This is a genomic window from Streptomyces sp. NPDC003032 (assembly GCF_053591415.1).
In genome coordinates this window covers 1-12,999 of sequence record NZ_JBSFTT010000027.1, presented here as the reverse complement: position 1 = coordinate 12,999, position 12,999 = coordinate 1, and the positions used below count along the sequence as shown (strand labels likewise).

The 12,999-nt window shown below is 71.9% G+C and carries 11 protein-coding genes; all 11 read left to right on the top strand.

Annotation, left to right across the window (positions count from 1 at the left end; genetic code table 11):
- The first annotated feature begins 44 nt into the window (after nucleotides 1-44).
- The 11 genes from asnB to ACWDZ7_RS30785 all read left to right on the top strand — a co-directional run bounded on the left by asnB (nucleotide 45) and on the right by ACWDZ7_RS30785 (nucleotide 12,883).
- Entirely contained in the window at nucleotides 45-1,883 is a 1,839-nt protein-coding gene (gene asnB / locus ACWDZ7_RS30835) for an asparagine synthase (glutamine-hydrolyzing) (protein ID WP_451801527.1), read from the top strand.
- 46 nt (nucleotides 1,884-1,929) lie between these two features.
- Nucleotides 1,930-2,793, top strand: coding sequence for a TauD/TfdA dioxygenase family protein (locus ACWDZ7_RS30830; protein WP_451801526.1), 864 nt, complete (start codon nucleotides 1,930-1,932; stop codon nucleotides 2,791-2,793).
- A 14-nt stretch (nucleotides 2,794-2,807) separates the two neighbouring features.
- Nucleotides 2,808-4,415 carry a GMC family oxidoreductase gene (locus ACWDZ7_RS30825; protein ID WP_451801524.1) on the top strand — a complete coding sequence of 536 codons (1,608 nt, stop codon included), beginning with the start codon at nucleotides 2,808-2,810 and terminating at the stop codon, nucleotides 4,413-4,415.
- Nucleotides 4,416-4,492: 77 nt separating this feature from the next.
- A complete protein-coding gene (locus ACWDZ7_RS30820) occupies nucleotides 4,493-5,869 on the top strand; it encodes a hypothetical protein (protein WP_451801522.1) in 1,377 nt (458 codons plus the stop codon).
- Nucleotides 5,870-5,893: 24 nt separating this feature from the next.
- Nucleotides 5,894-6,580 (top strand): class I SAM-dependent methyltransferase, encoded by a 687-nt coding sequence (locus ACWDZ7_RS30815; RefSeq protein WP_451801521.1) that lies wholly within the window; start codon nucleotides 5,894-5,896, stop codon nucleotides 6,578-6,580.
- Nucleotides 6,581-6,590: 10 nt separating this feature from the next.
- Entirely contained in the window at nucleotides 6,591-7,853 is a 1,263-nt protein-coding gene (locus tag ACWDZ7_RS30810) for a diaminopimelate decarboxylase (protein WP_451801520.1), read from the top strand.
- Nucleotides 7,854-7,864: 11 nt separating this feature from the next.
- Nucleotides 7,865-8,686: a 2,3,4,5-tetrahydropyridine-2,6-dicarboxylate N-succinyltransferase gene (locus ACWDZ7_RS30805; RefSeq protein ID WP_451801518.1), complete on the top strand. Its 822-nt coding sequence runs from the start codon at nucleotides 7,865-7,867 to the stop codon at nucleotides 8,684-8,686.
- Nucleotides 8,687-8,689: 3 nt separating this feature from the next.
- Nucleotides 8,690-9,892, top strand: coding sequence for an aminotransferase class I/II-fold pyridoxal phosphate-dependent enzyme (locus ACWDZ7_RS30800; protein ID WP_451801516.1), 1,203 nt, complete (start codon nucleotides 8,690-8,692; stop codon nucleotides 9,890-9,892).
- A complete protein-coding gene (locus tag ACWDZ7_RS30795) occupies nucleotides 9,889-11,136 on the top strand; it encodes an ATP-grasp domain-containing protein (RefSeq protein WP_451801515.1) in 1,248 nt (415 codons plus the stop codon). Before ACWDZ7_RS30800 ends, ACWDZ7_RS30795 begins: the two co-directional genes overlap by 4 nt.
- Before the next feature lie 2 nt (nucleotides 11,137-11,138).
- Nucleotides 11,139-12,344: an ATP-grasp domain-containing protein gene (locus tag ACWDZ7_RS30790; RefSeq protein ID WP_451801514.1), complete on the top strand. Its 1,206-nt coding sequence runs from the start codon at nucleotides 11,139-11,141 to the stop codon at nucleotides 12,342-12,344.
- The gene (locus tag ACWDZ7_RS30785) at nucleotides 12,341-12,883 is read left to right on the top strand and encodes a cupin domain-containing protein (protein ID WP_451801513.1); all 543 of its coding nucleotides are present in this window, start codon (nucleotides 12,341-12,343) and stop codon (nucleotides 12,881-12,883) included. The genes ACWDZ7_RS30790 and ACWDZ7_RS30785 overlap by 4 nt, the downstream gene beginning before the upstream one ends.
- Nucleotides 12,884-12,999 lie beyond the last annotated feature (116 nt).

Below are 12,999 nucleotides of genomic sequence, written 5' to 3'. Positions count from 1 at the left end.
TCCCACTGTTTGAAGAATTCTTCGTACCCCTGGAGGTGAACTGAATGAGTGGCGTGGTGGGCTGGATCGACTTCCGGCGCGATCTGGGCGATCAGCACGGCTTGCTGCATTCGATGACGGAGACGATGCGGCACAGAGGCCCCGACACCCAGGACGTCTGGATCGGCGAGCACGCCGCCATCGGCCACCGCGGCCTGGCCACGGGACGCCCCGACGACGTACGGCCCGCGAGCGCGAGCCTCAGCGGCGACACCGTGTACGCGGCGCACACCGGCGAGGTCTACAACGCCGACGAACTGCGCGGCGACATCGAGGCGGATGGCGGCGCCCTGCGCGACGGCTCCACCGCCGAGGCCCTCCTGAAGGCCTACCTCCTGTGGGGCACCAATTTCGTCGACCGGGTCAACGGCGCCTTCGCCTTCGCGATCTGGGACGGCCGCACCCGGCGCCTGCACCTCGGCCGTGACCGGATCGGCGTCAAGCCCCTCTACTACCACCCGTACGACGGCGGCATCCTCTTCGCCTCCGAGCCGAAGGGCATCATCGCCAACCCCCTCTTCCGGCCGCGCCTGGAGCTCTCGGCGCTGCCCGTCGTCCTCCAGCCGCGCCTGGCCCAGCCGAGCGAGACCCCGCTGAAGGACCTCTACGAGGTGGAGCCCGCCCATGTGCTGACGTACACCGAGTCGGGGCTGACCCGGCGGCGCTACTGGCAGCTCGTCAGCGAGCCGCACCACGACTCCTTCGAGGAGAGCGCCCGCCGGGTGCGCGAACTCCTCGACGACACCGTGCGCCGGCAGCTCACCACCGGCGTCCCGCTCGGCGCGATGCTCTCCGGCGGCGTCGACTCCACCTCCGTCGCCGCCCTCGCCGCGAGCGCCCTGCGCAAGGAGGACCCGGCGCACAAACTGGCCACCTTCTGCGTGCAGTTCGAGAGCGACCCGGCGCATTTCGTGGCCACCGAGCTGCGCCCGGACATCGACGCCCCCTACGCCGCCGAGGCCGCCGAGTTCATCGGCACCCGGCACACCACGCTCACCGCCTCCGTGCAGGACCTGCTGGACGTCATCCCGGCCACCCGGCGCGCCCGCGACCTTCCCGGCTGGGGCCAGTTCGACGCCTCGATGTACCTGATCTTCCAGCAGATCCGGGACAACTGCCCCGTCGCGCTGACCGGCGAGGCCGCCGACGAGGTGTTCGGCGGCTACCCGTACTTCTTCAAGCCGGAGGTCCTGGCCGCCGACCGCTTCCCGTGGCTCTTCGACGGCCCGAAGCTGTCCCGCTACCTCGTCCCCGACCTGCTCGCCGAGGTGAACCCGGAGGAGGACGAACGCGCCCGCTACGCCGAGGTGCTGGCCCGCGTGCCCCGACTCGCGGGCGAGAGCGCCGAGGACGCCCGGATCCGCGAGGTCTTCTTCCTGGGCCTGTCCGGCCCGCTCTCGGTGATCCTGGACCGCAAGGAACGCATGAGCATGGCCCACGGACTCGACGTCCGGGTCCCCTTCTGCGACCACCGCCTCCTCCAGTACGTGTGGAACGTGCCCTGGGAACTGAAGTCGCGGGGCGGCGTGAAGGGGCTGCTGAAGGCGGCCATGGCCGACGTCCTGCCGCCGAGCACGGTCAACCGCAGGAAGAGCGCCTACCCGCACGTGCAGAACCCCGCCTACGACCGGACCCTCGTCCGCGAGGCGACCTGGATCGTCAACGACGAGGCCTCGCCGCTGAAGCCGCTGTTCGACACCGACCGGACGAACGGGCTGATCCAGCAGATCTCCGCGGGCGCCGTCCACGGCGAGCTGCCCGGCGGCTCCAACCAGGCCGCCCTGCTGATCCAGCTCGTCGAGCTGCGGCACTGGATGGACGAGTACCAGGTCGCTCTCCCCTGACCCAGGCGCCGACGTACCGACTGAAAACCCCAGGGAGTACCCCTTCATGCTTGAACTGGTCCCCATCACCGACGGCATCGGCACGGAGGTCCGCGGTGTCGACGTCACCCGGCCGCTGTCCGACCGCGACTTCGACCGCATCTACCAGGCCTGGATCGACACGACCGTCCTGCTGATCCGTGGCCAGGACATGATCCCGGTCGAGCACATCGAGTTCACCCGGCGCTTCGGCGAGGTCTTCGCCTACACCCGCTCGCAGTTCAACGACGTCGAGCACCCCGAGATCCTCATCCTGTCCAACCTCACCAAGGACGGGAAGCCGATCGGCTCGGCCTACAGTGGCCGCGTCTGGCACAGCGACGGCGCCTACCTGACCGACCCGCCGGTGGGCTCCATGCTGTACGCCCGCGAGATACCGCCGACCGGCGGCGACACCTGGTACGGCAACATGTTCGCCGCGTACGAAGCGCTGCCGCAGCCGGTCAAGGAGCGCATCGAGGACCTCAAGGTCGTCATCAGCCGCGTCCAGTCACGGCCGTACAACTACCCCGACCGCCCGGCGCCCACGGAGAAGGAACGCGCTGAGTGGGCCGACGTGTCGCACCCGCTGGTGCGCGTCCACGAGGAGAACGGCCGCAAGGCGCTCTACGCGGGCGGCAACGTGCCGTGGCGCATCGAGGGCCTGTCCGAGGACGAGAGCGCGCCGCTGATCACCTTCCTCCAGGAGTTCGCGATCCAGCCCCGGTTCACCTACCGCCACCAGTGGCAGGTGGGCGACATCGTCCTGTGGGACAACCGCAGCGCCATGCACCGGGCAACGCCCTACGACCACGTCAACCACCACCGGCTGCTGCACCGGACGACGATCACGGGCCGCCGCCCGGCCGCCGCAGCAGCCGAGGCCGCGTGAGGGGGCGGGCACCGGTGCGATACGACTACATCGTCGTCGGCGCGGGCGCGGCCGGCTGTGTGCTGGCCGGCCGGCTGACCGAGGACCCGTCGATCCGCGTGCTGCTGCTGGAGTCGGGCAGCGAACGGCGCAGCCCGCTGCTCACCGTCCCCGCCGCGGAGACGGTCCTGATGGGGAACCCGAAGTACGACTGGTGCTTCGAGACCGACGCCGACCCCACTCTCGACGGCCGCAGCGTGAGCATCCCCCGCGGCCGCCTCCTCGGCGGCTCCAACCAGATCAACGGCATGATCTTCGTCCGCGGCCAGCGCGAGGACTACGACGACTGGGAGCGCCTGGGCAATCCGGGCTGGTCCTGGGAGGGTGTGCTGCCGTACTTCCGCAGCATGGAGCGCGTCACCGGCATCGAGGGCGCGAACCGCGGCCGCGCCGGGCAGATCGCCGTCGGACTGCCACGCGACCGCGACGAGCTCACCGACGCCTTCCTCACCGCCGCCGTCAAGGCCGGCTACCCCGAGAACCCGGACTACAACTCCGGCGACCAGGAGGGCTTCGGCTACTACCAGGTCAACCACGAGGGCGGCCGCCGCTCCTCCGCCGCCGGCACCTACCTCAAGGCGGCCCAGCGCCGCCCGAACCTCACACTGGTCACCGAGGCGCACGTCACCGGCCTGCGCTTCGACGGCAAGCGCTGCATCGGCGTCGACTACCGGCGCGGCGACACCGAGCACAGCGCCGACTGCGCCCACGAGGTGATCGTCAGCGCCGGAGCCGTGCAGTCCCCGCAGCTGCTGGAGCTCTCCGGCATCGGCTCGGCGGACCTCCTCGGCGAGGTCGGCGTGCCGGTGGTGCACCATCTGCCGGGCGTCGGTGAGAACTTCCGCGACCACTTCGCCGCCCGGCTGCGCTGGCGGGTCCGGCGCCCGATCACCTTCAACGAGCGCTCCCGCGGCCTCGGCCTGGTCCGCGAGATCGGCCGGTACGCCCGCGAACGGCGCGGCCTGCTGAGCCTGCCGATCGCCCTCGGCCACGGCTTCGTCCGCTCCGACGCCTCCCTGACCCGCCCCGACATCCAGTTCCACTTCGCCCCCGCGAGCTACGGTGGCGGCCGCAGCCGGCGCCTCGACACGGCCCCCGGCATGACCCTGGGCGTCTATCCGCTGCGCCCGGAGTCCAAGGGCTCCATCCACATCCGCTCCCGGCAGCCGCTGACCCCGCCATCGATCCGCACCCGCTTCCTGGAGTCGGAGGCCGACCGCGCCACGCTGCTCGCGGGCATGCGCATCGGCCGGCGCATCGTCGAGGAACCGAGCCTGGACGCGTACCGCGCGTTCGAGCTGATGCCCGGCAGCGAGGTCCGCTCCGACGACGAACTGCTCGCCTACGCACGGCAGCACGGGGACACCTCGTACCACCCGGTGGGCACCTGCCGCATGGGCGACGACCCGATGGCGGTGGTCGACGAGCGGCTGCGCGTGCACGGCGTGCACGGTCTGCGCGTCATCGACGCCTCCGTCATGCCGGCCATGATCTCGGGCAACACGAACGCCGCGAGCATGATGATCGGCGAGAAGGGTGCCGCCCTCGTCCTGGCCGACCACAAGGACCGGACCCGCGCGTAGCCGCCGTTCCCGGGGCCGTACGCCGATTCCCCCGCGGAGCTTCTTCACCAGCATTCGATTCCAGAACGGGAAATCCCATGCCTGAAAACCTCACGGCGGACCGTTTCGACCACCCGTCCAACCTGGTCAGGGCCGGCTCGTACCGCACCCACCGCAGCGCCTTCTGGCCGCCCGCGGGTGCCTACACGCTGGGCTGCCTGGACCTCGCCGGAGCCATCCCCCCCCTCGGCGACGGGTTCCGCCGGGCCCTCGCGGACCTCAAGGCCGCCGTGGAGGCCGAGTGGCAGCGGGTGAAGGAGATCGGCATACCCGCCCGCCGCCGCTTCAATGACCCGGTGGCGATCGCCGAGGCGGTGCGCGACGTCGCTAAGCACCTGCCGGGCGAGGCCGACCGCAGGGCCACCGAACTGCGCGCCAGCGCCGTCCAGGACGGCTACGACGACGACATCCTGCGCGAACTCGCCTCCCTGGAGGAGGACTTCACGGTTGTCGCCGGCCAGATCTCCACCTGGTACGGCAAGGAGGTCCGCGGCCTGCCCACCGCCTTCGGCTGCCGCGCCGACGACGAGCGCCAGCGCCTGGTCACCGAGGCCCTCGCCGACCGCGCCGAGGTGGCCGCCCACCTGCGCGGGCTCCACGCCGACCTGCGCCTGGGCGACCTGCCGGCCTTCGGCGCCGCCGAGCTGTTCTTCATGGCGGGCGAGGGGAACCTCCACCCCAAGCACATCGCCTACTTCCTCCCCGAGGACGAGGGGGTGAAGTACTCGCCGTTCAAGAAGACGTACTACTTCGCCAACACCCACCGCGCCCTGCTCGACACCGTCTCCGCACCCCTCGCGCGGCGGTTCCTTGAGATTGGCGTGCAGTTCGACCCGGCCGACCCGCGCTTCGCCGCCATCCCCACCCTGGGGGTCCTCAGCCACGAGCTCGGCCACTTCGTACACCGGCCCGCCACCGACTACAAGGAGCTCAACACGGCCGACCGCTGGGCCTCGGTGGTCCTCCAGGAGGTCGCCGCCGATGTCTTCGGCATCCTGATCCTCGCCGACGTCTGGGCCCCCCGCCTCGGCATTGACCCGGCAGACTGCGTCGCGTACTACCTCGCGGAGTGCCTGCGCTACACCGACCGCGGCCTCGGCCACTTCCCCGATAGCGACGGCATGTTCCTCCAGCTGTCCTACTTCGTCCAGCTCGGCGCCCTCGACCTGACCGGCCCCCCGCGGCTGGCGGGGGAGCCGGAGGTCGTCCTCGCGGGTCTGCGCTCCCTGGCCCGCGTCCTGGCCGACACCCTCCTCGCCACCGACGCCGGCCGGGCCGTCCGCCTCTACCAGAACTACGGCCCTGCCACGGCCGCCCCGCTCGCGGCGCTGGTCGAGCGGCTACGTCCTGAGCCCTTCCGGTCCGTCGAGTACACGCAAGAGCACCTCCACACCGCCGCCACCTCTGACTCCTGAAAGCGGGACACGATGATCACTGAGTTGAACCAGGACCTTGCCCAGGTGCGTGACTACTACACGGCGCAGCGCTCCACCGGCAGCGAAGCGGAGAGCATCTACGCCATCTGGGAGAAGGGCGGCGCGTTCAACGACTCGGTCACGCCGTCGACGTACGTGCCCGAATACCGCTCGCACATGGCGCTCAAACTGCTCTCGCTGACCGGGGAGGGGGCGTCCGTCTTCTCCCTGGGCTGCGGCAACGCCGCCGTCGAGGGCGTCGTCGTCGACCTCGGCCGCACGGTCCGCGGCATCGACTTCAACAAGGAGGCCGTGGAACTGGCCCGGCAGAAGGGTGTCGACGCCTTCACCGCCGACTACTACACCCTGCAGCCCTCCGACGTCGCTGATGCCGACATCATCTACGCGGACGGCTTCCTCGGCCACCTCTTCGACGCCGAGCGGGAGACCGGGCCCGCCCTGGACAAACTGGCCTCCCTCGGCCTGAAGTCCGGCGCCTACCTGGTCTTCTCCAACGACGCCCCGCAGGACCGGGAGGCGCCCTACGCCCCGCACCAGCGGGTCGCGGACTTCTGGTACCTGTCCAAGGACTACCTCGCCGAACGCCTGGCGGCCCGCGGCTATCCGACGGTGGAGAGCTACTACTTCCCCTACCAGCGCCCGGTCAGCGGCATGCGCAACCGCACGATCTGCATCGCGCGCGTTCCGTAAAGGGGGAGCCGTGCCCATCGCAGACACCTTCTCCGCCCGCCTCAGGCCCCTGCTCAAGGACCTGACGTCCGCCTACGGAACGCCCTTCCACATCTACGACGCCGCCGGCATCGTCGACACCTACCGCGCCATGACGGACGCCTTCCAGGGCGAGCAGTACCGCCAGTACTTCGCCGTCAAGGCGCTGCCCAACCCGCACATCCTGTCCCTGCTACTCGCCGAGGGCAGCGGCCTGGACTGTGCCTCCCCGGTGGAGCTGGAGCTGGCGGGCAGCCTCGGCGCCGGGCCCGGCGACACCGTCTTCACCTCCAACAATACGGCCCGCGCGGAGTTCGAACTCGCCCTGAAGACCGGCGCGTTGATCGCCTTCGACGATTGGACGGGCCTGGACAAGGCCGACCCGCTGCCCGACACGGTCGCCTTCCGCGTCTCCCCGCACGGACTGTCGGCCGGCTCCCGCCTCATGGGGGACGCGCGGGCCACGAAGTTCGGGGTGCCCGCCAGCCAACTCGCCGACGCCTACCGCGAGGCGAAGGCACGCGGCGCCCGCCGGTTCGGCATCCACGGCATGATCTGCGCCAACGAACTCGACGTGGACCGCGCCGCACGCGCCGCGACGGACGTCATCGAACTCGGCGCACGTGTCGCCGCCGAGGCCGGCATCGAGCTCGACTACGTCAACGTGGGCGGCGGCCTGGGCATCCCGTACCGCCCCGAGGACCGCCCGTTCGACTTCCGCCGCTACGCCGACGCGATCCTCGCCGCCCGCCGCCGCTGCTTCCTCCGCTCCACGCCCCGCATCCTCATGGAGTGCGGCCGCTATGTCACCGGCCCGCACGGCGTCCTGGTGAGCACCGTCATCAACCGGTGCAGCAAGGGCCGGGAGATCGTCGGCGTGGACGCCTCGATGTCCGCGCTGATGCGCCCCGGCTTCTACGGCGCCTACCACCACATCACCCTGCCCTTCGCGCAGGACCGCACGGAAGCGCCGTACGACGTTGTGGGCTCCCTGTGCGAGAACATGGACAAGTTCGCGATCGACAGGCCGCTGCCCGACCCGCGCGAGGGGGACGTCCTCCTCGTCCACGACACCGGCGCGCACGGCCACGCGATGGGCTTCACCTACAACGGCCGTCTGAGGCCCGCCGAGCTCCTGCTCACCCGCGACGGCGACGTCGTCGAGATCCGCCGCGCCGAGACCTACAACGACTACGTCACCACCGTTCCCGCCCGGCCCGGGTCCGTCCTTCCCCCTGCACCGCACGCACGATAGGAGTGTCCCCCATGTACTCCCGACCGCTGATCGAGGACGCCTTCGAGCGCCGGGCCGAGCTGACCGAGGCCGAACTCGCCCGACTCGGCCCGCACATTGAGGCTGGCCTCGGCGCCCTGGACTGCGGCGAACTGCGCGCCGCGAACCCCGCGGACGGCACCTGGGCCGCCGACCCCTTCGTCAAGAAGCTGATCCTGCTCTCCTTCCCGCTCGGGACGAACGCCGTCGCCGACGCGGGCCCGGGCCGGCCCAAGAGCTACGACAAGATCCCGCTGAAGTTCGAGCACTGGCAGGAGGCGGACTTCGAGAAGGCCGGGATCCGCGTGGTGCCGGGCGCGGTCGTGCGGCGCGGCGCCCACATCGCCCCGGGCGCCGTCCTCATGCCGTCCTTCGTCAACATCGGCGCCTACGTCGGCGCCGGCACGATGATCGACACCTGGGCGACGGTCGGCTCCTGCGCCCAGGTGGGGGACCGCTGCCACATCTCCGGCGGCGCAGGCCTCGGCGGCGTCCTCGAACCGATCGGCGACAGCCCCGTCGTCATCGAAGACGACGTCTTCGTCGGCGCCCGCAGCGAGATCGCCGAGGGCGTGCGGGTGCGGCGCGGAGCCGTCATCGGCATGGGCGTCTACCTGAGCGCCTCCACACCGATCGTGGACCGAGCGACCGGCGAGGTGACCCGCGGCGAGGTCCCCGAGAACGCCGTCGTCGTCCCCGGCACCCGCACCGACCCGTGCCGCCCCGAACTGTCCACGTACGCCGCGGTCATCATGAAGTACGCCGACGAGCGCACCCGCGGCAAGACGGCACTGAACGACCTGGTGCGGGACTGACCCATGGGCCACGTCGCCAGCGCCTTCGCCCGGCTGCGCGCACTCCAGCACGGCATCCCCGCCCCGGCCGGACTCGCCCCCGTCCAGCTCCACCTCGGCGAGTCCCGGCTGGGCACGGGCGGCGTCGACACCGCGCTCCTCGCCGACCCCGACGGCTGGACCCGCTACCCGCGCCTCGGCGGCACCCCCGAGCTGCGCACCGCGTACACCGGCTGGCTGCGCCGCCGGTTCGGGGTGGGGCGGCTCCTCGACCCCTCCACCGTCGCGGTCGAGCCCACGCCGGGCACCAAGCAGGCCCTGGCCGTGGCGGTCGCGCGCGCGGTGGAGCGTGTACGGCGGGCGGGCGGCGAGGCCGCGGTCGTCATGCCGAACCCGTTCTACCCGACGTACCACGCCGCCGCCGTGGCCTTAGGAGCACGACCAGTGTTCTACGACCCCTGCGGCGGGATCCCCGCGCTGGAGGATGCCGTCGCGACGGCGGGCGCCCGGGTCGCCGCCGTCATCGTCTGCGACCCGGGCAACCCGCGCGGCGAGCTCCTCTCCACGGAGTTCCTGCGCGCGGCCACCCGCGCCGCCGGAGGCGCGGACGCCCTGCTCCTCGTCGACGAGTGCTACACCGACCTGGCGCTGTCCCGCCCACCGGCTGGCTACCTCTCGCTGGTGGAACGAGGGGTGGCAGCGCCGGGCCGGTTCCTCGTCCTGCACACCCTGTCAAAGCGGTCCGGCGCGCCGGGACTGCGCAGCGGCTTCGCCGCCGGCGACGCCGAGACCGTGGCCGACTACGCCCGGTACAACCGGGTGTGCGGCGTCTCGACCCCGCTGCCGGTGTGCGCCGCCGCCGCGCGGCTGTGGGGCGACGACACCCATGTGGAGCGGGCCCGCCGGGAACTGGCCGCCAACTGGGCTCTCGCCGACGGAATCCTGGCCGCCGTCCCCGGATACCGCCGGGCCGACGCCGGGTTCTTCCTCTGGCTGCCGGTCGACGACGACGAGGCCGCCGCCCGGCACCTCTGGCGCGACCAGGCGCTGTCCGTCATGCCCGGCCGCTACCTGGCGGCCGACGGACCCGACGGCGTCAACCCCGGCGCCGGACACCTCCGTATCGCCCTCGTCCACGACGAGCCGCTGATGCGCGAGGCACTGCTCCGCCTCCGCGCGGGCCTGACCCGAACCGACCTTCTTCTCTGCGAGGACGTCTCCGCATGACGCTGACACGGTCCGACGACAAGCCGCTGCTGCTGGTCATCACCAGCGGGCTCCGGCGGTACCGCGAATACCTCCTGCGCTCGATCGCCGGCCGCTACCGCGTCCACCTCATCGACGCGGCCGAGCCCACCTGGGAGCTGCCCCACCTGTCCGGCCACACGGTCGTCCCCGACACCGGCGCCCGGTCGGTGCTGGAGGCGGCCCGCAAGATCGCCGCCGAGCAGCCGGTGGCCGGCGTCATGAGCTGGCACGAGGAGCACATCGTGCAGGCGGCCCTGGTCGCCGAGGAACTCGGCCTGCCCGGCACCTCGCCCGACGTGGTCCGGCGCTGCCGCGACAAGTACGCCACCCGCACCGCGCTCGCCGAAGCGGGCCTGCCCCAGCCGGAGTTCGCCTTGGCCGGCAGCCTCGACGAGGCGCTCGCTGCGGCCGACAAGCTCGGCTGGCCCGTGGTGCTCAAGCCGCGTGCCGCTGGCGGCAGCCAGGGCGTCGTCCTGGTCCACGACGCGGCCGAACTGGCCGACCAGTTCGACGCCACCCGCGATGTCCACGTCCCGCACAACCCCGACTTCGCCGAGCTGGTCCTCGTCGAGGAGTACCTCGACGCCCCCGAGGTCAGCGTCGACTCCGTAGTCCACGAAGGCCGCGTCACGCCCGTCTTCGTGGGCCGCAAGGAGGTCGGGTTCCCGCCGTACTTCGAGGAGACCGGCCACCGCGTCAGCGCCGCCGACCCGCTGCTCACTGACCCGGAGTTGCTGCGCGTCCTCACCGGCATCCACCGCGTCCTCGGCGTCACCGACGGCTGGACCCACACCGAGCTCCGGCTGACCCCCGAGGACCCGAAGCTGATCGAGGTCAACGGGCGGCTCGGCGGCGACCTCATCCCCTACCTCGGCCTGCGTGCCTCCGGTATCGACCCCGGCCTGGCCGCGGCCGACGTGGCCTGCGGCGCGGTGCCGGACACCGCGGCGAGCAGGGCGTCGTACGCCGGGATCCGGTTCTTCTACCCGCCGGCCGACGACACCACGATCGGCGCGCTGGACTTCGACCGCGACGGACTGCCCGCCGCCCTCGACCTGCTGGAGCCGCTGGTCGGTCCGGGAGACGTCGTCTCGCCGCCCCGCAAGGGCCTCATCGACGGCCGTATCGCCCTCGCCACGGCCGTCGCGGACACCGCCGAGGAGTGCGGCGCCGCCCTCGACCACGCCGAGCGAGCGCTCTGGCTGACCGTGAAGGGAGCGTGAGCATGCACATCCTCGTCATGCACCGCGTACCCGACTCCTTCGTGCGCTACGCCGAGAACCTCGACCACACCGTCCATCAGGTCACCTACGTCAGCACCCCCGAGCGGCTCGCCACTCTCCCTGCCGGCGTCCCGGCCCGCCGCATCGAACGCCCCGGCACCGGCGACACGGCGGCCGAGGTCCTTGCCGCCGTCTCCGGCCTGCCTCGGCCCGACCTGGTCGTCGCGCTGTCCGAGTACGACCTGCTGCCCGCCGCCGAGGTCCGCGAGGCCCTGGACGTCCCCGGCCCGCGCGTCGCCGACGTGCTGCCCACCCGGGACAAGGTCGTCATGAAGGCCGCAGTCGCCGCGGCGGGCCTGCGCGTGCCGCGCTACGCCCCGCTGGACCGGGCCCTCGCCTCCGGCGTCGACTGGACCGGCCGGAGCGTCCTCAAGCCGCTCGCGGGCGCCTCCAGCGAGGGCATCACGACCTACCCGACGCCGGACGCCGCCCTCACCGCGGTGCGCGACGGCTCGGTGCGCGTGGACGTCGACGGCTTCGAGATCGAGGAGTTCGTCGAGGGGCCGATCCTGCACATCGACGGAGCCGTCGCCGCGGGCCGCCCGCTTGCCGTCCAGGCCAGCCGGTACCTCGGCACCTGCCTCGGCTACGCCGAGGGCGCGCCCCTCGGCTCCGTGCAGATCGACACCCCGCCCGCGACCGTCGACTTCACCCTCTCCTGCCTGCGCGCGGTCGGCATCACCGACGGCCCTTTCCATCTGGAGGCCATCGAGACGGCGGACGGCCCGGTCTTCCTGGAAGTGGGCGCGCGCGTCGGGGGAGCGGACGTGGCCGACACCTTCGAGCTGGCCACCGGCGTCCACCTGGCCTCCGCCCAACTCCGGCTCCTGGCCGGCGAAACGCTCGACGCACCCGCCGCCCCGGCCGCCGGACCGGACGCGCGGTACGGCTGGTTCGTCGTCCCCGGCCACACCCTCGGCTCCGCCTACTGCCGGATCGAGGGCGAGAAGCCCTTCCGCGAGGACCCCGTGGTCCGGCGCTGGGTGCAGCGTGCACCGCACGAACCCGTCAAGGCCGCCATCACCTACGCGGACGCCGACATCCCCCTCGCGGGCGTCCTCGGCCCCGCCCCCACAGCCGTACTGGAACGGTTCCTCACCGAGCTCTTCGCCTCGGTGACGGTGGAACCCGGAGAGGACCCGCGATGACCCTTCAGCCCCGCCTCGTCGTGGCCGCGCGCACGGTCGACGGCACCTCGGTGGTCGCCGCCGACGGACCCGTCCCGGCCACCACCGTCGGCGCCTGGCCCGGCTCGCGGTTCCATCTCGCCTGGGGCACCGAGGACGGCGGCGCCCGGGTCGGCAACGGCCTGCCCGAGCCCAAGACCCTGCCTTTCTTCCCCGGCACCGGCGGCACCCGCCTGCTCTTCGCCCGCTACGAGCCCGACGCCTTCGTCCCCGCACCGGCCGACGACCCGGACGAGCTCGCTGCCGAGGTCGAGGAGCGGCTGCCTGGTCTGCTGGAGGTCTTCGAGCCCGGCGACACCGGCATGCACACCACCGACACGCTCGACTACGGCATCTGCCTGGAGGGCGAGCTCCACCTCGAACTCGACGACGGCAAGGAGGTCCTGATCACCCCGGGCACCTGCGTCGTCCAGCTCGGCACCCGCCACACGTGGCACAACCGGGGCACCACCGCGGCCCTCATGTGCTTCGTCGGCATCGGCGCCGAACGCGACCGCTGACCGGAGAGGACCTCATGGACCCTAATACTGCAACGGTGCTTGTTCTGAGTGCTGGGCAGTTTTCAGGGGCTGTGTCCGCGTCGTTTGTAGTGACTCAGGCGGGCCTGATATTGGCG

Bases quoted from the DNA above. Each gene is read 5' to 3' on its own strand.
- ACWDZ7_RS30785 (WP_451801513.1), top strand. From the start codon at position 12,341: ATGACCCTTCAGCCCCGCCTCGTCGTGGCCGCGCGCACGGTCGACGGC.
- ACWDZ7_RS30800 (WP_451801516.1), top strand. From the start codon at position 8,690: ATGGGCCACGTCGCCAGCGCCTTCGCCCGGCTGCGCGCACTCCAGCAC.
- ACWDZ7_RS30790 (WP_451801514.1), top strand. From the start codon at position 11,139: ATGCACATCCTCGTCATGCACCGCGTACCCGACTCCTTCGTGCGCTAC.
- asnB (WP_451801527.1), top strand. From the start codon at position 45: ATGAGTGGCGTGGTGGGCTGGATCGACTTCCGGCGCGATCTGGGCGAT.
- ACWDZ7_RS30820 (WP_451801522.1), top strand. From the start codon at position 4,493: ATGCCTGAAAACCTCACGGCGGACCGTTTCGACCACCCGTCCAACCTG.
- ACWDZ7_RS30830 (WP_451801526.1), top strand. From the start codon at position 1,930: ATGCTTGAACTGGTCCCCATCACCGACGGCATCGGCACGGAGGTCCGC.
- ACWDZ7_RS30805 (WP_451801518.1), top strand. From the start codon at position 7,865: ATGTACTCCCGACCGCTGATCGAGGACGCCTTCGAGCGCCGGGCCGAG.
- ACWDZ7_RS30795 (WP_451801515.1), top strand. From the start codon at position 9,889: ATGACGCTGACACGGTCCGACGACAAGCCGCTGCTGCTGGTCATCACC.